Source organism: Antarcticibacterium arcticum (assembly GCF_007993795.1).
Classification (GTDB): domain Bacteria; phylum Bacteroidota; class Bacteroidia; order Flavobacteriales; family Flavobacteriaceae; genus Gillisia; species Gillisia arctica.
Genome location: NZ_CP042476.1, coordinates 51,159 through 72,232 on the forward strand (window position 1 = coordinate 51,159; position 21,074 = coordinate 72,232).

The window sequence follows — 21,074 nt, forward strand, 5'->3', positions numbered from 1 at the left end:
CCCCCATTCCGTATGTTTTACTGCCGTAATTTTTGTAAATTACTAATCCTGAACTAAATTTTCATTAATGTGTACCGTAACCTTAACCCCCTTGCCCGATTATAAATATGGGTTTGTGCTTACCTCCAGCCGCGATGAGGCTCCCGGACGGGAAGCTCTTCCTCCCGATTTTTACCTCGAAGCGGGGGTGAAACTGCTTTACCCTATGGATAAGGAAAGTGGCGGCTCCTGGATAGGAATTAGTGAAAACTCCCGGGTAATATGCCTGCTGAACGGGGGCCGGGAAGCTCACGAGAGGAATGTATCTTACCGGCTTAGCAGGGGGGTGGTGGTAAAGGACCTTTTGAAAGCTGCTATTATTGACGAAACTATACATACCTACAACCTAATTAATATTGAACCTTTTACTATTATTACTGCCGATTGGAATCATGGTCTTCGATTTCTGGAAATTATGTGGGATGGAAGTGAAAAACATATCCGGGAGCTGGACCTTACAAATCATTTGTGGTCCTCTTCTCCTTTATATGATACCGGAATGAAGAAACAACGAAATGAATGGTTTAAAAATTTCATGAGGGAAAAAGAACTTACGCCTGAAAATTTATGGGACTTCCATCATTCGGCCGGTATAGGGGATAAGAATATTGATGTGATCATGGACCGGGGGTTCGTGAGAACTCAAAGCATCACGCAAATAATTAATAATTCCGCAGAAACGGAAATGATCTTTAAAGACCTTCAGAAGGAAAAAATTACAGAAAAAACTTTCTCAACCATCTAAGGTTTGCAGCATTAATTCAATGCGAATGGTGCGCTTAACTTAAAGGAAGGGATAGAAACCTTGAATTTTTTTGATGAGGTGAAATTGATCATATTGTAATATCCCCTCATAGATCCAAAAGGCGAGTTGAGCAGGCAACCGCTGGTATAGGTGTGAGATTCCCCGGGTTTTAAAACCGGTTTTTGGCCAATTACCCCTTCTCCCTGGACTATTTCGGTATTATTTAGGGCATCCTTGATCCTCCAGAATCGTGATGTTAGTTGGACTGAATCCTTACTTTGATTTTCAATGGTGATCTGGTAGCCAAAGGCAAAGGTCATTTTATGGTTCTTGTAAAAAGAACCTTCAAAGCTGGTCTCTACCGAAATTTTAATACCGCTTGTAACCTGTTGTACCATATTAATAGATTGCAAAAGAGGCCAATAGAGATATCGTGGCCGCAATGACAGCTAATGTAAGAAATATTCCATTGAGTAAAATAAATTTAACAAGGGTTTTAAATCTACCCTGTTTGTAGAATTTTCGTAAGGCTTTATATAAATAGAATAAAAATACAAGGCTGGCAAAGCCGGTAATGGATGAGGTGTTTAAAATGTAATCCAGTATAAGCGCGAAGGCCATAATTACAAAAAAGGTACTTTGCACGTGGAAGGTGAAGATGAGATGTTCCATATAATTAAATGGCCTTCTCCAATAAAGTAACCATATGAAGAGCGCAAAAACCGGCAGGTAGAAGAAAATAATTAAAGGGAGTTTGCTAATAAAGTATTTCACAAAAATCATTGGTTCCTCTTTGAAGGCCGTATAATCTACTACCTTTTTATACATCCATTTATTGTAGGTGGAGGGATAGTGATGAAGGCTGTCCATAGCGGTTTCTGAATTCCGAATTTCTGTCTCGAGATAGAACTGCTCATACAATTCAAGTTGCGGGGCAAAGGAGTTGAACAAGCCCAGGCTGTCCATTTCCTTTTCCGAAATATATTTATCTTGATATGATTTAGCTGCGGGGGGGCGTTCCCCCAGTAAAAGAGAATCTATATTAAGAGGAGAATTTTGAAGTGCAGGCACTTTGTTGAGATCTTCCCGTAATTTCTCTAACTCCTCCGGGCTTAATTCCTGTACTTCCTGCGCGTTATTTGCACCTGCATCTCCAAAATCAAAACTATTGGTGAAACTATAGATTATAAAAAAGATAATGGAGACACTTAAATAGAATTTGAAAGGGTTGGCATATCTCACGCGTTTCCCATTCTTATAATCATCTGTAAGTTTACCCGGACTAAACAACAGGACGCTAAGCGTGTTCCTTAATTTAGAATCATAGGCAAAGACCCCGGCAAAGAATTCATAGAAAAAATCGTCAAAGGAAAGTTTTTTAGTACTGTTCAATTGCCCGCAGGAAGGGCAATACTTATCACTTATATCAAGTGGATGATCGCAGTTGAGGCAATTACTACCTCTATACTCTCTTGCAGAGCGATGTTTTTTCATACTTAGGTAATGTTATGATCAAGTAATTCAATGTGTTATATTGATTGAATTTGCGCTTCCCACTCCAATTATTTGATCATAACGTGCGCCTATATCCCGGAAATATACCAGAACCTGATATTCATTTTCAGTCTTTTCATAATTTCCGCCTATATATCCCGGGTCTAAACTGCCATCTTCATTTAAAAGTACATAATTATAATCGTAATAACCCTGTTTAAATAAAAGAGCGTTTTCATATAAGCCAGATTCCGCATTATACCTCATTAAAGTGGAATCATCGAGTTCATAATTGTTGAAAGCTCCATACAGGTGTAGTTCGGCACCCTGCAAAGGATCATAATTAAGGAGGCTAAAATGTGTCCAGACATATTCAGCTTCAATGTCCGGATTCTGGCCCTGCATGGTGCGTATTACAAACTGCCCGTTAATATCGGGATTGTAGGTATAAGGGTTAGATTCCCGGGACCTGTCAGTAAACAAAAAGTGATGATATATATCCCGCAGTTCAATACGACCAATATTTAAGGTAGAGGATCGTGCATCTTTGCTGTCAAATTTTAGAAATTCATTGCCGCCCCAAAAGGATGTTGGTTGGTCATACCGGTAAATAAGCTCATTTCCCAGGGAATATTGGGGGGTGATATTTGTTATTGCGCTTTTCAGGTCATGATTTTGAAGGATCATAACATTTACGGTCCTGTCTGGATTTCTTAGGATCATATCTGGTGAGGAGACCGTAAAATTCACCGTTTGTTTCTTATTAATAAATTGCAGGTCCCTCGATCTTCTTATGTTTACAGCCACCTGGGTAATAGGTTGATACACCATAAACCTTCTTGAAAAAACCAATTCTTTTTCGCTGTTAAAGACATTGATTATATAATTGCCGGAGACTTTAAGTCCCTGGGTGTCCCGGTTGGGAATGCTTACTTCATAATGTGTATACGGCTGAAGGGTATTATAGGAGTTTGCATAATTCAGAATCCTTACATTGTCAAAACCAGCAAGGTATTCAGATTTTACAAGTTCAGATGGAGTCCAGTCATAATTAAGATGTTCTATGGTATAATAATAATCTGCCTCGTCCCCAATAATATCATCAAATTTAAGGGTGAGCGTTTCACCAAGACTTATAACCGGATTGCCATTAATGCCTGAGTTGCCTTTTAGCTCAATGGTTTTTATATAATTTGGCGCCGGAATATCCATTTTGGGCTGTCCAAAAATGAATCCGGTAAACAGTAGGAGAGTGCCAATGTTAAATCTTTTCATGCTGCTGTAAATTATTACCACATTTTTATCCCTATTTGTTGAAAAAATTCGGAATATTTTAACCAAATATGACCTTCATCATTTTTCAATTTTGGAAATAAGAATAAAGATATTACAAATTCTATTCCTTAAAATAATCTTAATGATTTATATGGTTTAGAGATGAAAATATTACGATTTCTTTGGGTGATATGGGGTTAAAATTAGTAAATTTGCCCACCAATAAAATTAATATTTAATTTACACTCCATCCTATGTCAAAAGACATTCGAATTAAAAGAGGATTATCTCTACGGTTAAAAGGGGAGGCGGAAAAACAACTTGTGGAGGCTCCCAGGTCTAAGACCTATGCTATCAAACCTCCCGATTTTCACTCGGTAATTCCAAAAATGGTTGTAAAAGAAGGTGACAGAGTCCTTGCGGGTGACGCGCTTTTCTTTTCAAAATATGCAGAAGAGGTTATTTTTACCTCTCCTGTAAGCGGAACTGTGCTGGAAATAAAAAGAGGTGCTAAACGTCGCATTCTTGAAGTTATCGTGGAGGCAGATCCCAGTGACACTTATAAAGATTTTGGGAAATTAAGTGCCGCCTCATCCAATCCGGAAATTGTAAAAAGCAGAATTCTGGAAAGTGGTTGCGGGGCGTTCATTATCCAAAGGCCTTATGACATTGTTGCAGACCCTGCAGATACCCCTAAGGCTATCTTTATTTCTGCTGTAAGCACAGCTCCTTTGGCGGCAGATCTTGGATTTGTTCTTAAAGATAAAGTAGCAGCATTTCAGGAAGGGGTGTATGCCCTCCAAAAACTAACTGCAGGAAAAGTGCATCTTTCAATAGATGATAAAACGTCTTTTCTTAAAGATATTAAAGGAGTAGAACTTCATAACGTAAAAGGGCCACACCCCGCAGGTAATGTTGGGGTGCAAATACATAACATTGATCCCATAAATATTGGGGACAGGGTGTGGACTATTGGCGCTGAAGATGTTTCTATACTTGGAAATGTATTCCTTACCGGGCAGTACCATGCAGACAGGACTGTTGCGCTAACCGGGAGTGAAGCAAAGGAACGTAAATATTACAAAACCAAAATTGGAGCAAATTCTATAGATCTTGTAGGAGATGTTTCTGAAGATATAAGGATAATTTCAGGAGATGTGCTTACCGGAACAAAACTTTCGGTAAATCAATACCTTGGATTTTTTCCCAATTCTGTAACTCTTATTCCTGAAGGTAATAAACACAGAATGCTTGGATGGTTGCCATTCACCTATAATAACATTCATTCCAATTCAAGAACTTCATTGTCTTTCTTATTTCCAAATAAGAAATACGAACCCAATACAAACCTGAACGGTGAGGAAAGGGCGCTGGTTGTAACCGGTGAAATGGAGGAAGTTTTCCCAATGGATATCTACCCTATGCAGCTTCTTAAAGCTTGTATGGCAGGGGAAATTGAAAAAATGGAAAATCTGGGTATCTACGAAGTAGCACCAGAGGATTTTGCATTGATCGATTATGTGAACACTTCTAAAATTGAAGCACAGGAAATTATTCGCTTAGGGTTGGATTTAATGATTACCGAAGTAGGTTAAAAAGTTTAAATATGGAATGGATAAGACAACGTTTAGATAAATTAAAAGAACCCTTTGGTAAAGGGAAAAAACTTGAGAAATATGCCCCCGCTTTTAATGCGCTGGATACTTTCCTCTTTACTCCAGATCATACCACACAAAAGGGAGCTCACGTAAGAGATGCTGTAGATCTTAAAAGAACCATGATCACTGTGGTCATTGCTTTGATCCCAGCACTGCTTTTTGGAATGTGGAATGGTGGTTACCAGCACTACACGCAGTTAGGAGTGGAATTCACTTTTTGGGATGCCTTCCTTCATGGAGCCTGGAAAATAGTTCCAATGATCGTGGTTTCCTATGCAGTAGGTTTGGGAATTGAATTTCTTTTTGCTATTAAAAGAGGGCATGAAGTAAATGAGGGTTACCTGGTAACAGGATTATTAATCCCAATGATCATGCCTATAGATATTCCTTTATGGATGGTGGCGATATCTGTAGTTTTTGCGGTGCTTATAGGAAAAGAAGCATTTGGAGGAACAGGAATGAATATTTTAAATCCTGCTTTAATGGCAAGGGCCTTCGCCTTCTTTGCGTATCCTACTTATATGAGCGGTAACCAGGTTTGGGTGAGTGATGCTACTACGGTAGATGCAATTTCCGGAGAAACTATTCTTGGAACATTAGCTGCAGGAGAACAGGTGAATTATGATTCAATGAACATGTTTATGGGTACAATCCCCGGCTCTATTGCAGAGACTTCAACACTTCTGGTGTTGGTTGGGGCTTTGATCCTAATACTTACCAAAGTTGGTAGCTGGAGAATAATTTTGAGCAGTTTTATAGGTGCAGCAGTTATGGCGCTTATTTTTAATGCTTTACCATCATTGGGAATTGAGGGTAATACCCTTACAAACTTTCCCTGGTATCAACATTTAATTGTAGGTGGTCTGGCGTTTGGTATCGTGTTTATGGCTACAGATCCTGTATCTGCATCCCAGACAATTAAAGGTAAATGGATCTATGGTTTCTTAATAGGGTTCTTTGCGGTAATGATAAGGATCTTTAATCCTGCTTACCCTGAAGGGATCATGCTCGCTATCCTGTTAATGAATGTATTTGCCCCTGTAATTGACCATTATGTAATCCAGGCCAATGTGAAAAGAAGGGTAAAAAGGAAGAATGAAGCCATGAACAAGCAAATTAATACAGCAGTTTAATATGGAACAGAAATCAGTAAATAAAACAAACTCCAACGCTTATACCTTCATTTTTGCAATCGTGATGGTGGTAGTAGTTGGGAGTATACTCGCCTTCGCAGCAACTTCCCTGCAGCCTACGCAGTATGAGAATATGAGGCAGGAGAAAATGCAGAACATTCTGGCAACTGTGGGTGTAGAAACAGAGCGATCTGAAGCTGAAGGTTTATACCGCCAATATATCACCGAAGAGATTGTACTCGATTCAAATGGTGATGTAAAAGAAGGGGTAAAAGCATTTGATGTAGATCTTGCCAAAGAGATAAAAAGAAAGAAGGAAGAACAAAATTTTCCTTTATATATAGCTGATGTTGACGGTGAAAAATTTTATATAATTCCGCTTCGTGGAGCAGGGTTATGGAATGCAATCTTTGGATACATAGCTTTAAAGGACGATGTTAACACCGTAAAAGGGGTGGTGTTTGATCACCTTGGGGAAACCCCGGGACTGGGAGCTGAAATTACCCAGGTTTGGTTTCAGGAGCGTTATGCCGATGAAAAGGTATTTGACGAAAGTGGTAATTTAGTAGGAATATCTGCTCCTAAAGGTGCTCCAAGTACTTCAAAGGATGATAACCGGGTAGATGCTATTTCGGGTGCTACCATTACTGTAGATGGTGTAAGTGAAATGATCTCTGAAAGACTTCAGCATTATTTGGCTTACTTCAAAGCCCAGTCTGACATTAACGTCCCAAATAATTAATACTATGGCTAAGGAAACACAAAATACACCTGAGCAAATAGCTCAGGGATCAATACAACAGAAGGAAGCCAAAAAGGAAGCTTTGATGCTCTTTTTGTCCAATAATGAAGAACGCGAACATTTTCTTTCCAAAAAGAACAGAAAATTACTAACAGATCCTCTTGATGATAATAACCCTATCACCGTTCAGGTTTTGGGTATTTGTAGTGCACTGGCCATCACGGTGCAGCTGGAGCCTGCAGTAGTTATGGCGATAGCCGTAACAGCGGTAATGGCCTTCTCAAACATGATCATCTCTATGTTGAGGAATATGATTCCCAGCAGGATAAGGATTATTGTTCAGCTGGTTGTTGTGGCATCTCTTGTGGCTCTTGTAGACCAGGTTTTAAGAGCTTATGCGTATGATGTAAGTAAACAGCTTTCAGTATTTATTGGTCTTATTATTACCAATTGTATTGTAATGGGTCGTTTGGAAGCATTTGCCTTAGGAAACGGAGTTTATAAATCTTTCCTTGATGGTATTGGAAATGCTGCCGGTTACGGACTTATACTTATCATCGTGGCATTTTTCAGGGAGCTTTTAGGTTCGGGAAAATTATTCGGATATGAAATTTTAGGGCATAAAGGCGCTACCCTGGCAGAGAGTTCAGGATTGTACGCCTGGGGATATGAAAATAACGGTTTAATGCTGTTATCTCCAATGGCTTTAATTGTGGTGGGTATCCTTATTTGGGTGCAACGTTCAAGAAACCGAAAACTAATTGAAGCCTAATCAATAACAGATAAAAATTAAACTATGGATTATTTAAATTTATTCGTTAGGAGTATTTTCATCGAGAATATGATCTTCGCATATTTCCTTGGAATGTGTTCTTACCTGGCGGTTTCCAAAACAATGAAAACTGCTGTTGGTTTAGGTGCTGCCGTGATCTTTGTACTTAGTATTACCGTGCCGTTAAACTTTTTATTGGATACTTATTTATTACGTCCGGGAGCATTGAGCTGGTTAGGTGCTGAATATGCCGAAATTGACCTTAGCTTCCTGAGCTTTATAATGTTCATTGCGGTTATTGCTGCAATGGTACAACTGGTTGAAATGATCGTGGAGAAATTTGCCCCTGCACTTTACGGGGCTTTGGGTATCTTCCTTCCCTTGATCGCAGTAAACTGTGCAATTCTGGGTGGGGCATTATTTATGCAACAAAAGGATTTCCCGGGAATAGATTATGCTCTAACCTATGGAGTTGGTAGTGGTATTGGATGGTTCCTAGCAATAATAGGAATTGCCGCAATTCGTGAAAAAATTACCTACTCAAATGTTCCGGGCCCGTTAAAAGGATTAGGAATTACCTTCATAATCACCGGCCTTATGGCACTAGGATTTATGAGTTTTATGGGTATAAAAATATAAATAGAAGATATGACAGTTATTATAGCAAGTGTAATTGTATTTTTGGTTTTGATCCTGCTTTTGGTGGCTATGCTATTGGGAGCCAAGGCAAAACTAATTCCCTCAGGACCTGTAAAGATAAATATTAACGGTGAGAAGGATCTTGAAGTAGGGTCCGGTGGAACTTTACTTACTACCCTTGGAGACAATAAATTATTTTTACCTTCTGCCTGTGGTGGTGGTGGTACCTGTGTACAATGTAAATGTATTGTTTCTGAAGGTGGAGGAAGTATACTTCCTACTGAAGAACCACATTTTACCCGTAAAGAGATCGCACAGGGATGGAGACTGGGTTGCCAGGTGAAGGTAAAACAGGATATGAAGATCACAATTCCTGAAGAAGTATTCGGGATCAAGAAATGGGAAGCTACCGTGGTAAGTAACTATAACGTGGCCTCATTTATCAAGGAATTTGTAGTTGAAATTCCTGAAGATATGGACTATAAAGCCGGTGGATATATTCAAATTGAAATTCCTAAAGGTGAAGTTCCGTTTAAGGATATGGATATTACAGCACATCCTGAGGAACACCCGGGAGAACCTCAAAAGTTCAAGGATGAGTGGGATAAATTCCAGTTATGGCCATTGGTAATGAAAAATGGTGAAACTGTAGAGCGTGCCTACTCAATGGCCTCTTACCCTGCTGAAGGTAGAAGGATCATGCTTAACGTACGTATTGCAACCCCACCCTGGGACAGGGCTAAGAATGGCTGGATGGATGTGAATCCTGGTATAGCCTCCTCTTATATCTTCTCAAGAAAAGAAGGTGATAAAGTTATTATTTCTGGTCCTTACGGAGAATTCTTTATCAACGAGAGTGAAGCCGAAATGCTTTATGTGGGTGGTGGAGCCGGAATGGCACCAATGCGTTCACACCTTTATGAATTATTCAGAACCATTAAAACCGGTAGAAAAGTTACTTACTGGTATGGAGGACGTTCAAAAAGAGAACTATTCTATACAGAGCACTTTAGAGCTTTGGAAAGAGATTTTCCAAATTTCAAATTCTATCTGGCACTTTCAGAGCCAATGGAGGAGGACAACTGGAAAGTTAAAGATGGTATTGAAGGAGAAGGAGATGGTTTTGTTGGATTCATTCACCAGGTTGTAATAGATAACTATTTGCAATACCACGAAGCCCCTGAAGATATTGAGTATTACTTCTGTGGCCCACCTCTTATGAATAAGGCTGTTGAGCAAATGACCGAGGATTTTGGGGTTCCCCCTGAAAATGTAAGATTTGATGATTTTGGAGGTTAATCCAAAATCTCGATGATAAATTAAAACAGTCACCTCAGGGTGGCTGTTTTTGCTTTTACTGTCATGACAAACCTCTTAAATTTTTGTTGATATCCTATAAAAACCCTTATATGTTGTATTTTTGAACTCCATGAGTAATGAACTTAGTATACAGGAACTTCACAACCTTGCAATGAATATTGTAGGGAAAGACCTTGAAGATAATGGGTATGAATTTTTAGGAATTAAAAGTGACCTTAAAAGCAATCCCCAGTTTGTAGCCCTTAGGGAAAAGAAGCTTCATTTCGTAATAGTAAGGGCTGTTACTTATCCGCAAAATCCCAAAGAATATGATGGGGCTTTTATGGAAAAGATGAAACAGCACGCTTTAAAATTCAATGCCCGAACTTTCTATGCTGGAGTGGGGCTTGCAAATTCAGATAATTATGACACACCTGTCTCCCGTGACCAGGATTATATTGTTAACTTTGAAGGCCTTCAGGAAATACTATAAAGGTCTTGTCTTTTTGCTTTTAGCAGTATTGCTTTCCTGTAATCCTTCTTCTCAGGTTAATGAGCAGGTATACCGGGGGGAGGCTCTTGGCACCACCTATCAGGTCAAATTTTTTCATACTGAAAAACTGGATCTGCAAAAAGGCCTTGATTCTATTTTTAAGGTGATCAACACTTCCATGAGCACCTATCAGGCAGATTCTGATATTTCCCGAATAAATTCCGGGGATACCACTATAGTTGTGGATGAAAATTTCAGGGAAGTTTTTAATTATTCCCAGCAAATATTTAATGAAAGCAATGGGTTTTTTGACCCCACAGTAGGGAAATTGGTAAATGCCTATGGTTTTGGCCCGGAAGCCGGAAAGGTTCAATTAAGTAAAGAAATGCTGGATTCAATTAAACAATTCGTAGGTTTTCAAAAAGTGGAACTCACCCGGTCAAACCATATTAAAAAAGAGCATCCCGGGATATACTTAGATTTTAATGCCATTGCCAAAGGCTATACTGTTGATGTTATTGCACGTTACCTTGACAGTAAAAATGTAAATGATTATTTGCTTGAATTGGGAGGGGAACTGGTAGCAAAAGGAGTGAACCAATATAAAGAAGAGGCCTGGGCAGTTGGAATAGATACCCCAATGGAGGAGGAAAGGGAGCGGGAACTATATGCCGCAGTTAAGTTAGAAAACAGGGCCATGGCTACCTCCGGCAATTACCGCAAGTTCCGGATAGATTCCTTGAGCGGGCAGCGGTTTGTACATACTATTAACCCTATAACAGGTTTTGCTGAAAAAAGCAATTTATTAAGCGCATCGGTCCTCGCTGAAAACTGCACCCTGGCAGATGGTTATGCTACTGCATTTATGGCATTAGGTCTTGAAAAATCTATAGAAATGGCTCAAAAGCTCGAAAATGTAGAGGTGTACCTGATCTATACAGATGAAGAAAATAAGGTGAAAACATATATTACCCCGGGATTTGAAAGTTCCCTTCTTGCTGAAAATTAGATTATTTCCGGCATACAGGGATGATCTCCCCTTGAGCTATCCTGTATTTATCTATTTCTTCTGCTGGGAGGGTTTTAGTGTAATCAACTTCCTCAACCTTAAACCCAATTTGTCGTAGCTTATTAAAGTAATCTTTTCCGTACACCCTTACATGATCATATTGCCCAAAGATCTTCGCTCTTTCGGTTTTAGAGGTTATGCTGTTATCTTCGAAAGTTTTTTCGCGGGAAAGGTCCTGGGGTATTTGTAAAATTGCAGTTCCCCGGGGCCGCAGTATCCTGTAAAGTTCCTGCATCGCCTTTGTGTCATCAGGAATGTGCTCTAACACGTGATTACAAAGGATGAAGTCATAACTGTTATCTTCAAAAGGAAGTTTCGTGATATCAGCTTTTACATCGGCGAGGGGAGAATTGAGATCAGTGGTGGTGTAGTCCAGATTCTTTAACCTTCTGAAACGCTTATAGAATGCCTGTTCGGGTGCAAAATGGAGAACCTTAAGCTTATCTCTGAAGAATCCTGTTTCCCGCGCTAGATAAAGCCATAGGAGCCTGTGGCGTTCCAGCGAAAGGGTAGAAGGGGAGAGCACATTCTCCCGTTGGTTTTCATAGCCGTAAGGCAAAAATTTTCTAAAAGTTTTCCCGTCTATGGGATCCTGGTATTTATTGCCTTTCAGGCTCAATTGCAAAAACGGCCTGGCCAGGTAGCTTAATTTAATTAACAGGGGACGGGGAATGGTATTGAGTACTAATTTGAAGATTCTCATACCTTTATATCACCCCAATTTTCACCAGATTTGATGCGGTATAACTGCATTTCAGAAACTCCAAATTGTTTTGCCAAAACCCTTATGCGGGTTTTTCGGTTGGGATCAAGCAATTTTTTCTTTAAAATTACCGCCTGTGCATAGGTGAGTTTTGAATAGGTGGTGATCTTTCTTAGTTTTCTTTTCAGTTTATTCTCCACCACGCTGGGGTTTCCAAACTGATGCCGGGTCCATTCTTCTTTATTTACCCAGGCAAGATTCTCTGCCTGGTTTTCGTGTTTATTATAATTCTTATGGATTACATATTTCTCATCTTCCTTCCTTTCCAGGAACAACTCTGCAACCATTCGGTGAAAATAATAACTCTTATTCTTTCCGGATTTCAACACCACCACAAAAGAGAGATAACCGGCAGTTTTACCTCCGGACAATAGTTCACCTTCAGGGTTTTTTACAAAACTTATTACCCTGCCCAGATTTGAAATTTTATATTTAAAGCGATCCTGCCAGATCTCCTTATATAAATGTTTCCAATGTTCCTGTCTAAAACTTTTGATCATTATTTCTGTGCCCTGAAATTATCTTCCTCGTCGCTCTGGATTCCCAGTGCTTCATATATATATTTAAAGGTAGAAAGCAGTTCGGGTTTCCCATCTACAATTGCCACATTGTGTTCAAAGTGAGCGCTGGGTTTCCCGTCGGCAGTAAGAATGGTCCATCCATCCTTTAATTGCTTAATACGTTTTGTACCCATATTGATCATGGGTTCAATTGCCACAACCATTCCTTCTACAAATTTCTTTCCTCTGCCTCGTTGGCCGTAATTTGGCATTTCCGGATCTTCATGCATTTTTTTGCCTAAACCGTGACCTACCAATTCTCTTACTACTCCATAGCCGTGGTCCTCACAATATTTTTGAATCGCAAATCCCACATCTCCAACTCTGTTCCCTGCCTTAAATTCTTCTATACCCTTGTAAAGAGATTCTTTGGTAACCTGAAGCAGCTTTTTAGTCTCCTCACTTATTTCTCCTACACCAAAAGTATATGCATGATCTCCATAAAAACCTTCTTTAATCGCCCCACAGTCTATAGAGATTATATCTCCTTCCACCAGAGGGGTGCTATTTGGTACTCCGTGAACTACCTGTGCATTAGGGCTCATACATAGGGTGTTTGGAAAATCATATAATCCTAAAAACCCCGGGACAGCCTTTTGTTCCCGTATATATTCTTCAGCCATTTTATCCAAATGAAGGGTAGTAATACCGGGTTTGATCTCTGAAGCCAGCATCCCTAATGTCCTGGATACAACTAAGGCGCTCTCCCTCATTAACTCAATTTCTTCCCTGGTTTTTTGTATGATCATAATTTTAATTTGAGGTAGCGTAAAACCCCTTTTTTGTTATTCTTTATTTTAAGGTTCTTTTGGCCTCGGGATTCAGAGATACCATTCAAGGTATGGTAGATCTCGCCCCAGCCCATTAGACCACCTATATTACGGTCGTCTATAAAATAATCTGCCTGAATTTTACGGCTCAATGAATGGTCAAAAATTTCTTCCGGATAACTACTGTTAACTGCATAAAAGTGCACCCCTTTTTTCTTGCAGAAATTAACCGCCTCTTCCAGATGAATTCCGGTTCTGTAAGTCCACAGGATCAAGTGATGGCCCTCTTCCTGGAGTTTTAAAAGGGTCTCGATGGCAAATAAAATGGGTTTTCCAATTTCAGGAAACCTGTTCTCCACAATAGTACCGTCAAAATCTACAGCGATAGTAAGGTTTTCAAACATTCATCCAGTTTATTAACGATCCTAAAATTTTAAATTCTCTTAATTGGCGTAGGCATTTTTGTACTCCTGCCCTGTAACTATTTTAGCGATATCCTTTTCAATTGTTTCAACTCCATATTCTACAAACCTGTTTACCTCTTTCCCATCTTTTAAAAAGATGAAAGTGGGTACCCTGTGCATGTTATAACCCTCTTCCAGATTTTCCGGAGTAGATTTTCCTCTTGTAACTCCTACCATAGTGAGTTTGGAAAGGTCATATCCTGCCTCATCAAGGATCTTGAACAATTTAGGAAGCTCCCTTCGGCTGTCCGGGCACCAGGTGCCCACAAAACCCACAACCTCAAAGTCTGAAATATTTTCTTTTATGCTGGCAAGATCTTCTGCTGTTGGCTGGTATTCATTATATCCTTTTTCGAACCAGCTGGAAAACGGAGCTTTCATAAGGTCCTCTTTAGTAAATTTTCCTACTATCATACTTTGAATATCGTTTTCTTCAGCATCTGCATCAGCAATGATTTGTACCTGATTGTTATTATCCACATTTATTTGTGCCTTATCCCCGGTAGTTTGGTTTCCACAGGCAGTAAAAATTGCAAGTATTAAAATGTATAAGCTCATATTTCTCATTTGTATTTATTAAATTAAAGAATCCTGGGTCATTAATTCGGGTTTAGTAATGCCCATTAATTGAAGTATAGTCGGTGCAATGCTTCCTAAATTACCACTATTGATGTGTTTTATGTCATTATCAACCAAAATTAGGGGAACCGGGTTGGTTGTGTGAGCAGTATTGGGGGACCCGTCTGGGTTTATCATCATCTCACAGTTTCCATGATCTGCAATTACAAGTACGCTAAATTGGTGCTCTATTGCTGCATTTACAACATCTCCAAGACATTCATCCACCGCTTCACATGCTTTTACAGCAGCTTTAAAAACTCCGGTATGACCTACCATATCTGGATTTGCAAAATTCAAACAAATAAAATCGGCATGCTCCTCTTCGATCTCCGGGATGATCTTGTCCCTAATTTCAAAAGCACTCATTTCGGGTTTAAGGTCATAGGTTGCCACTTTGGGAGAATTGCACATAATGCGTTTTTCACCTTTAAAAGGAGCTTCCCTGCCGCCGGAAAAGAAAAAGGTAACGTGAGGGTATTTTTCGGTCTCGGCGATCCTTATTTGTTTTTTACCCATATACTCCAGGACTTCTCCCAGGGTTGCTTTTAAATTATCCTTCCTGAAAACCGTATTAATATTGGTAAATGTTTCATCATACGTGGTGAGTGTCACAAAATACAACGAAAGTTTTTTCATATTATATTGTTCAATATCCTCCTGAGAAAGGGCCTGGGTAAGCTGGCGACCCCTGTCTGTCCGGAAATTGAAAAAGATCACCACCTCGTCATTTTTTAAAGTTGCAACAGGCAATCCTTCCTCATTGGTAAGAACGATAGGCTCCAGGAATTCATCTGAGATCCCAATGTCATAACTCTGCTGTATTGCATCAAGAACATTGGAGGTTTTATTTCCTTTTCCTGAAACAATAAGGTCATATGCTTTTTGAACTCTTTCCCAACGGTTATCCCTGTCCATTGCAAAATATCTTCCAATAACAGTTGCAAGTTTGGCATTGGTAAGCTGTAAATGTTGAGTAAGCTCATCTACAAATTTTATTCCTGAATGAGGGTCTACATCCCGGCCATCAGTAAAAGCGTGGACAAATTTCTCCTTAATTCCAAATTCCTCTGCAGCAGTAAGCAGGCCTTTTAAATGGTCAATATGAGAATGTACCCCTCCATCACTTAGTAATCCCATAAAGTGAATTGGCTTATTGTTGCGAAGTGCATAATCAAATGCCTGTTCCAAAACAGGTTCGCTGGTTAAGCTTTTGTTTTGAACAGCGAGGTTTATTTTTGCGAGATCCTGATATACTATCCTTCCGGCTCCTAAATTCATGTGACCAACCTCGCTGTTTCCCATTTGACCCTCTGGCAATCCTACATTCATTCCATGGGTAAGTAACTGGGCGTGGGGATATTTTTGAATTAAGGAATCAAAATTTGGAGTATTGGCATGTGCTATCGCCGATACCTTTTCATCCTGAGTAATACCCCAGCCGTCCAGGATCAAAAGGATCACTTTCTTATTCATAATTCAGTTTTTTATTTTTTTTGAAAAATTCGCTTAATTGGGTACTCTTCTATGATAATTATGGAGTACTGCTTCTAAGTTTCTTTCAGAAAAAAGTATAATTTACGGTAAAGATAAAAACTATATCGCCGTCCTCATAAATAATGGCAGGATAAGTTTTTTCAAATTCTTATTTCCGGTATTGCTTAATTGCTTCCCTAATCTTTTCTACACGGTTATCAGGATCGGGGTGGGTGCTTTGAAATTCCGGAGTGCGGTTGGGGCCACCTGCTTTTTTAAGGATTTCCATCACTTCTATAAGGGCTTCAGGATCATAACCCGCATCCATCATTATCTTAACCCCCAGATTATCACTGTCCAGCTCATCACCACGGCCGTACTTCATATTTATTAAATTGCCGGCAACAGCCGCGATTTGTGTAGCTCCCTGGCTTTCAGAACCTACCGCAACAGCAGTTAATACAGAATTGGTGAAGCCCTGCTGCGCCATTCTTTCTGCGGAATGTCTACCTATAACGTGTCCTATTTCGTGGCCTAAAACTCCGGCCAGCTGATTGATGTTCTGTAACCGGGAATAAAGCGCTTCAGTGATAAAAATGGGGCCTCCCGGCAAAGCAAACGCATTTATTGTTTGGGTATCTGCCAGTAAATAAAATTCATATTTATAAGGACTGCTATTTGCAATACTGTTTGCAACCAGTTTTCTGCCTGTTTCCTGTACTTTTTCCCGGGCTGGTGAATTTGAAGAAAGACCACCATATTCTTTAATAAGCATAGGAGCGGTTTGTAATCCCAACGCAATTTCTTCTTCAGGATTCAATCCTACATACTGCGTCTCACCGGTATAAGGGTTTTCTTCGGCTGAGGAACAAAATTTTATTATTCCAAATATGATTATTGCAGCTGCAATAAACAATCGTATCATAGTTTTTCCCATTGCGGCAGAATGTTAAAATTAGTGCTTCAGTGATTTATTAAAATATTCTTAAATTTTTTTTACAGCAACGTGAAATAAATCTATTTTAAATTCGTTTAACACACAGCATTGCATTTTTTTTCAAGTTAAATTATTGAATTACAGTGCGGTTTTGAACATAAAGTTTATTTTTGCTTTTCTTGTAAAAACACGAATTAAATTGAATTTCTTTTAACTTGGTATTATGTTTGTATAATATTAACACCAAATTAATCTTAACAAATATTTATGACATACAAAATTCTCACCGTTTTATCCGTATTTCTTTTCTCTTTCGCATATACCACAGCTCCGGGCGAAACCACACCTTCAAACAACACGCTACTCTCTGAGATCTCTTCTGAGCCTATAACCGAAGAATTGACCATTGAGGAGGAAATAAGCCAGTTATACACGCTTTTTTCCGAAAAAAATTCAAATATTCCTTCATTGACCAGTTTCAAAAACGGTATGATGGGATATTATAAGCTGCAAGCCCAAAACCTGGTTGAAAAAGAAATCCTTACCATAATTGATTTTAGTTTGTCTTCCACCAAAAAAAGGATGTGGGTGCTGGATATGAAAAATCACGAAGTTCTTATTCATTCTGTAGTTGCCCATGGAAAGAATACCGGGGGAGAATTTGCTACCCAGTTTTCCAACAAGGTGAATTCCCTTCAAAGTTCTCTTGGATTTTATTTAACCGCTGAAACTTATATGGGCGGCAATGGATATTCTTTATTCATTGATGGAATGGAGGAGGAGTTCAACTCCAAAGCACGTGAGAGATATGTAGTAATTCATGGGGCCGGTTATGCCAACCCAGAATCTATCAAAGGGTTGGGAAGACTTGGTAGAAGCTATGGTTGTCCTGCCGTGCCTACCTCACTTACCAATGAATTTATTGATACTATCAAAGAAAGATCTGTTTTATATATTCATTCCAACGATAAAAAATATATTGAAAGATCTAAAATGATACGCGCTTAAGAAGCCTTTCTTAATGCTTCATAAGTTTTACGGTCATAATCATAAATATCTGCTGTAAAACGGGTCGCGCCATTTTCCCTCCATGCAGTCCAGTAAAAGTGATGTACGTTTACCTTCTGCTTCATATTTATTTGTCTGGTGGTCCCTTTGGCAATAATATCATCTATTACCTTGGAGGAGTATTCTTCCTGGTCGCTAAGTAAATATTTAGCAAGGTCTACCGCGTGTTCAACTCTTACACATCCGGAACTTTGATCCCGGGAATTCCTTTCAAATAATGCCTGGGACGGGGTATCATGAAGGTAAATGAAATATTCATTCGGATACATGATCTTAACCCTGCCCAACGGATTGGATGCCCCGGGGTTTTGCATATAAGTATACCTTTTTGCATCATCACCATTCCAGTTTATACCCGAAGGATCTACCTGATTCCCGCTACTGTCATATACATTGATCTTTTTATTTGCCAGGTACCCTGAATTTCTACGCATTCCGGGAATAACATCGTCATTTTGAATAGTAGGCGGAATGGTCCAGGTTGGGTTGAATACGAGATATTTTATTTCTTCTGAAAAAACAGGGGTCTTTCTTGCTTCAGTTCCCACCATGGTACGATGCCTGTGAACAGTGTCATTATCCTTAATTACGTCCAGATTGAAATTAGCGATATTCACGATAATAAAGTGCTCCCCAAGATCTCTTGGGTACCATCTCCAGCGCTCAAGATTTACCTGTATTTGCTCATAGCGCTTTTGATAATTCATGTTAAGCAATTCTATGGTTGAATTTCCAATAACTCCATCGGCCTGCAGGCCGTTATCTCCCTGGAAATTTTCAATGGCTTTCTGCACATATTCATTGTTCTCCATGACTCCCGCCTGAATGGTATCCAGGTAATTTAAAGTTTTAAGTCTTTCCTGAATGAGGGGGATACGTTCATCTTTTTTGTTATGCTTTATCATCTCCCCTGAAGGAATGTCTTCCCAATCCTGTGATTTGGTTCTAAGATTATTGTATTCTTTAGAAGAGGCTATAAGCTGTTTATAAACCAGGTGCGATGGCCGGAGCTTATCCATTGCAATATCAAGGTCCTTCTTATCTGTTACTTCTTTTAACAGGGCCATGAGGTCTTCTTTATTCCTTGGGGTATCCCAAATACTATGTAGTTCTCTGGGATCAAGTATGCCGTTGAGTAAATGTTTCCCGAATTTTAAAAACGCATCTGTCAATAAAATATCAAGTTCACTTTTTTCTTTTTCCCCTAGCTTTTTAAGGTTATCAATGCGCGACAGGATTATTTCGCCATGATAATCCTCTATATATAGCCCTTCATGCTCCGCCTCTTTGAGGGTTTCGATAAAGTCTTCCCTTAATTTTACGTCGCTCCATGCCGGTATAAATTTTCTGTGCGCATAGAAATCGGCAACAGAATCCTGGTTAAATAGATTAAGATCTGCGGGATTGGAAATAAGGGCACTTATTTGCTCGGCATTACCCAGTTCTTCATCTGTAAAATACCAAACATACGTGTCATTACCTCCCTTTTTACAGGAAACTACGGAGATAAGCAAAATTGAAAATATTAAAAAACGGTTTACAATATTTGAACTATTAAGAAGTTTGTTTTTCATAAGTAGGTTTTTTTAGATGCTTATCCCGAACTTGTTGGGGCATAATCCGGATATTTTCATTGATTCATTCCCGGATTGCATTTAGTTCATATTAAGGTTTTTATAAGCGATCATAAATGTTTATACATAATAATATGTGGGCAAACACCTGGAATGTCAAATTTTTCGCCAAAGGTTTGATAACCAAATTTCTCATAAAATCCCACAGCATAATCCCGTGCATTAAACCACAAAAATGGTTCTTTAGTAATTTTTTTTATTCGTATTTCACCTTCCTTTAAAAGCGCTGCCCCATAACCCTTGCCTTTATAAAAAGGCAAAACTGCCATTCCGCGTAACTGAAATTGATCTTTAAAAAGGAAACTTTTGGAAGCGGTTTTCATAAAACTGGCAACCCCAATAAGCTCATTCTCCTTATATAAACCTAAGTGAAAGGTGTCCGGATCGTTGTCTCCCTCAAAAAAACATTCTGCAGGCGGCCGTCCCGGCCTAAGGACCGGTCTTCTTACCTCATAAGTAGTTTCCGGAGAAATTTCCTTTATCTTATAACCAGATTGGGGGAGCTGCATTAATCTACCCTTGTATCCTGATAATCCTTGTTAATATCAAATTGCACCTCGGCAAATGGGCATAAGGGATTTATCTTATAATTATTTTCTCTGGCATATTCCACGGCTCTTTTCACGAGACGCGAAGCCAGGCCTTTTCCTTCAAGTTCCTGCCGGGTTTGGGTATGGTCAATAAGAAGCACCCCGTTGTCTTGTTTTGCATAGGTAAGCTCTGAGGTGATGCCTTTATCATCTTCCATATAGAACATTCCCCGGGTGTCACTATCCTTATGTTTTATTTCCTGGCTCATTTTAGTTAGGGTTTATAAACATCATCAACAATGCCGTATGCAATCGATTCCTTATCATTCATCCAGTAATCCCGGTTAAAATCCTTCAGGATTTTTTCAACGGTTTGACCACAATTTTCAGCAAGGATCTTTGCGCTTATTTCTTTAATTTTCAGGATTTCGGCTGCTTGGATTTCTATATTTGAAGCCTGACCTCTGGTGCCTCCACTAGGTTGATGAATCATTACTTTGGCGTGTTTTTGAATGAAACGTCTTCCTTTGGTACCGCCTGATAGCAGGATTGATCCCATAGAAGCGGCAAGACCTGAGCAAATTGTGGAAACAGGGCTTTTTAGAGATTGCATGGTGTCATACATCGCGAATCCATCGGTTACATAACCTCCGGGGCTGTTAATGAAAAACTGAATTTCTTCGTTGGATTGTGAATCCAGGTATAAAAGATGGTCTATCACGTGTTTTGCAGATCTTCCATCTACTTCGCCCCATAAAAATATTTTTCTTTCTTTAAGGAACTGTTCATCAATAAGGTCCTGGGCTTTACCTGTTTTTATTTTCATTTTTCAATTTTATAGGTTTGAATAATTCAGAAAAGAGCAAATTACGGTCCTGCGATTTTTGCTAACCGGG

General features: G+C 39.3%; 24 protein-coding genes. 10 read left to right on the plus strand and 14 right to left on the minus strand.

From position 1 onward, the window contains the following. Window positions 1-67: 67 nt before the first annotated feature. Complete coding sequence (locus tag FK178_RS00140) at window positions 68-784, plus strand: NRDE family protein (protein ID WP_146829845.1); 717 nt, start codon at window positions 68-70, stop codon at window positions 782-784. A gap of 11 nt (window positions 785-795) precedes the next feature. On the opposite strand, the gene apaG is transcribed toward FK178_RS00140, so the two are convergent. The 3 genes from apaG to FK178_RS00155 are packed head-to-tail and all read right to left on the minus strand — an operon-like array spanning window position 796 to window position 3,553. Further along, on the minus strand, window positions 796-1,182 hold the full coding sequence (gene apaG / locus FK178_RS00145; protein WP_146829847.1) for a Co2+/Mg2+ efflux protein ApaG: 387 nt from the start codon (window positions 1,180-1,182) through the stop codon (window positions 796-798). Window position 1,183: 1 nt separating this feature from the next. Beyond that, the gene (locus FK178_RS00150) at window positions 1,184-2,278 is read right to left on the minus strand and encodes a DUF3667 domain-containing protein (protein ID WP_146829849.1); all 1,095 of its coding nucleotides are present in this window, start codon (window positions 2,276-2,278) and stop codon (window positions 1,184-1,186) included. A gap of 27 nt (window positions 2,279-2,305) precedes the next feature. Then, window positions 2,306-3,553 (minus strand): type IX secretion system plug protein, encoded by a 1,248-nt coding sequence (locus FK178_RS00155; protein WP_146829851.1) that lies wholly within the window; start codon window positions 3,551-3,553, stop codon window positions 2,306-2,308. Window positions 3,554-3,807: 254 nt separating this feature from the next. Here FK178_RS00155 and FK178_RS00160 point away from each other — a divergent pair, with 254 nt between their 5' ends. From FK178_RS00160 to FK178_RS00195, 8 genes are all read left to right on the plus strand, one after another. Continuing rightward, window positions 3,808-5,148: a Na(+)-translocating NADH-quinone reductase subunit A gene (locus FK178_RS00160; protein WP_146829853.1), complete on the plus strand. Its 1,341-nt coding sequence runs from the start codon at window positions 3,808-3,810 to the stop codon at window positions 5,146-5,148. 11 nt (window positions 5,149-5,159) lie between these two features. After that, window positions 5,160-6,344 (plus strand): NADH:ubiquinone reductase (Na(+)-transporting) subunit B, encoded by a 1,185-nt coding sequence (locus FK178_RS00165; RefSeq protein WP_146829855.1) that lies wholly within the window; start codon window positions 5,160-5,162, stop codon window positions 6,342-6,344. Between the two features lies 1 nt (window position 6,345). After that, a complete protein-coding gene (locus tag FK178_RS00170) occupies window positions 6,346-7,086 on the plus strand; it encodes a Na(+)-translocating NADH-quinone reductase subunit C (RefSeq protein WP_146829857.1) in 741 nt (246 codons plus the stop codon). Window positions 7,087-7,171: 85 nt separating this feature from the next. Next, window positions 7,172-7,858, plus strand: coding sequence for an NADH:ubiquinone reductase (Na(+)-transporting) subunit D (locus FK178_RS00175; RefSeq protein ID WP_240793926.1), 687 nt, complete (start codon window positions 7,172-7,174; stop codon window positions 7,856-7,858). Window positions 7,859-7,882: 24 nt separating this feature from the next. Continuing rightward, window positions 7,883-8,497 carry an NADH:ubiquinone reductase (Na(+)-transporting) subunit E gene (gene nqrE, locus FK178_RS00180; RefSeq protein ID WP_146829861.1) on the plus strand — a complete coding sequence of 205 codons (615 nt, stop codon included), beginning with the start codon at window positions 7,883-7,885 and terminating at the stop codon, window positions 8,495-8,497. Window positions 8,498-8,506: 9 nt separating this feature from the next. Next, window positions 8,507-9,796: an NADH:ubiquinone reductase (Na(+)-transporting) subunit F gene (gene nqrF / locus FK178_RS00185; RefSeq protein ID WP_146829863.1), complete on the plus strand. Its 1,290-nt coding sequence runs from the start codon at window positions 8,507-8,509 to the stop codon at window positions 9,794-9,796. Between the two features lie 130 nt (window positions 9,797-9,926). Then, the gene (locus tag FK178_RS00190; RefSeq protein WP_146829865.1) at window positions 9,927-10,289 is read left to right on the plus strand and encodes a Na(+)-translocating NADH-quinone reductase subunit F; all 363 of its coding nucleotides are present in this window, start codon (window positions 9,927-9,929) and stop codon (window positions 10,287-10,289) included. Further along, complete coding sequence (locus FK178_RS00195) at window positions 10,222-11,298, plus strand: FAD:protein FMN transferase (protein ID WP_146829867.1); 1,077 nt, start codon at window positions 10,222-10,224, stop codon at window positions 11,296-11,298. The genes FK178_RS00190 and FK178_RS00195 overlap by 68 nt, the downstream gene beginning before the upstream one ends. Window position 11,299: 1 nt before the next feature. Here FK178_RS00195 and FK178_RS00200 read toward each other — a convergent pair whose 3' ends face one another. The 7 genes from FK178_RS00200 to FK178_RS00230 form a co-directional block, all read right to left on the minus strand. Further along, window positions 11,300-12,061, minus strand: a complete 762-nt coding sequence (locus FK178_RS00200; protein ID WP_146829869.1) for a class I SAM-dependent methyltransferase — start codon at window positions 12,059-12,061, stop codon at window positions 11,300-11,302. After that, window positions 12,058-12,621 (minus strand): HNH endonuclease, encoded by a 564-nt coding sequence (locus FK178_RS00205; RefSeq protein ID WP_146829871.1) that lies wholly within the window; start codon window positions 12,619-12,621, stop codon window positions 12,058-12,060. The genes FK178_RS00200 and FK178_RS00205 overlap by 4 nt, the downstream gene beginning before the upstream one ends. Continuing rightward, window positions 12,621-13,430, minus strand: a complete 810-nt coding sequence (gene map / locus FK178_RS00210) for a type I methionyl aminopeptidase (protein WP_146829873.1) — start codon at window positions 13,428-13,430, stop codon at window positions 12,621-12,623. The genes FK178_RS00205 and map overlap by 1 nt, the downstream gene beginning before the upstream one ends. Continuing rightward, the gene (locus tag FK178_RS00215; RefSeq protein ID WP_146829874.1) at window positions 13,427-13,855 is read right to left on the minus strand and encodes a BT0820 family HAD-type phosphatase; all 429 of its coding nucleotides are present in this window, start codon (window positions 13,853-13,855) and stop codon (window positions 13,427-13,429) included. Before FK178_RS00215 ends, map begins: the two co-directional genes overlap by 4 nt. Window positions 13,856-13,894: 39 nt before the next feature. Next, window positions 13,895-14,473, minus strand: coding sequence for a TlpA family protein disulfide reductase (locus FK178_RS00220; protein WP_146829876.1), 579 nt, complete (start codon window positions 14,471-14,473; stop codon window positions 13,895-13,897). An 18-nt stretch (window positions 14,474-14,491) separates the two neighbouring features. Next, complete coding sequence (gene gpmI / locus FK178_RS00225; protein ID WP_146829878.1) at window positions 14,492-16,009, minus strand: 2,3-bisphosphoglycerate-independent phosphoglycerate mutase; 1,518 nt, start codon at window positions 16,007-16,009, stop codon at window positions 14,492-14,494. 169 nt (window positions 16,010-16,178) lie between these two features. Next, window positions 16,179-16,934, minus strand: a complete 756-nt coding sequence (locus tag FK178_RS00230) for a M48 family metalloprotease (RefSeq protein ID WP_240793859.1) — start codon at window positions 16,932-16,934, stop codon at window positions 16,179-16,181. A 279-nt stretch (window positions 16,935-17,213) separates the two neighbouring features. Here FK178_RS00230 and FK178_RS00235 point away from each other — a divergent pair, with 279 nt between their 5' ends. After that, on the plus strand, window positions 17,214-17,954 hold the full coding sequence (locus tag FK178_RS00235; RefSeq protein ID WP_146829882.1) for a murein L,D-transpeptidase catalytic domain family protein: 741 nt from the start codon (window positions 17,214-17,216) through the stop codon (window positions 17,952-17,954). Here the strand turns inward: FK178_RS00235 and FK178_RS00240 are convergent. The 4 genes from FK178_RS00240 to FK178_RS00255 all read right to left on the minus strand — a co-directional run bounded on the left by FK178_RS00240 (window position 17,951) and on the right by FK178_RS00255 (window position 21,004). Next, a complete protein-coding gene (locus FK178_RS00240) occupies window positions 17,951-19,588 on the minus strand; it encodes a L,D-transpeptidase family protein (protein ID WP_146829884.1) in 1,638 nt (545 codons plus the stop codon). The genes FK178_RS00235 and FK178_RS00240 overlap by 4 nt on opposite strands. A gap of 110 nt (window positions 19,589-19,698) precedes the next feature. Next, complete coding sequence (locus tag FK178_RS00245) at window positions 19,699-20,157, minus strand: GNAT family N-acetyltransferase (RefSeq protein ID WP_146829886.1); 459 nt, start codon at window positions 20,155-20,157, stop codon at window positions 19,699-19,701. Next, on the minus strand, window positions 20,157-20,447 hold the full coding sequence (locus tag FK178_RS00250; protein WP_146829888.1) for a GNAT family N-acetyltransferase: 291 nt from the start codon (window positions 20,445-20,447) through the stop codon (window positions 20,157-20,159). Before FK178_RS00250 ends, FK178_RS00245 begins: the two co-directional genes overlap by 1 nt. 5 nt (window positions 20,448-20,452) lie before the next feature. Then, complete coding sequence (locus tag FK178_RS00255) at window positions 20,453-21,004, minus strand: ClpP family protease (RefSeq protein ID WP_146829890.1); 552 nt, start codon at window positions 21,002-21,004, stop codon at window positions 20,453-20,455. Window positions 21,005-21,074: the final 70 nt, after the last annotated feature.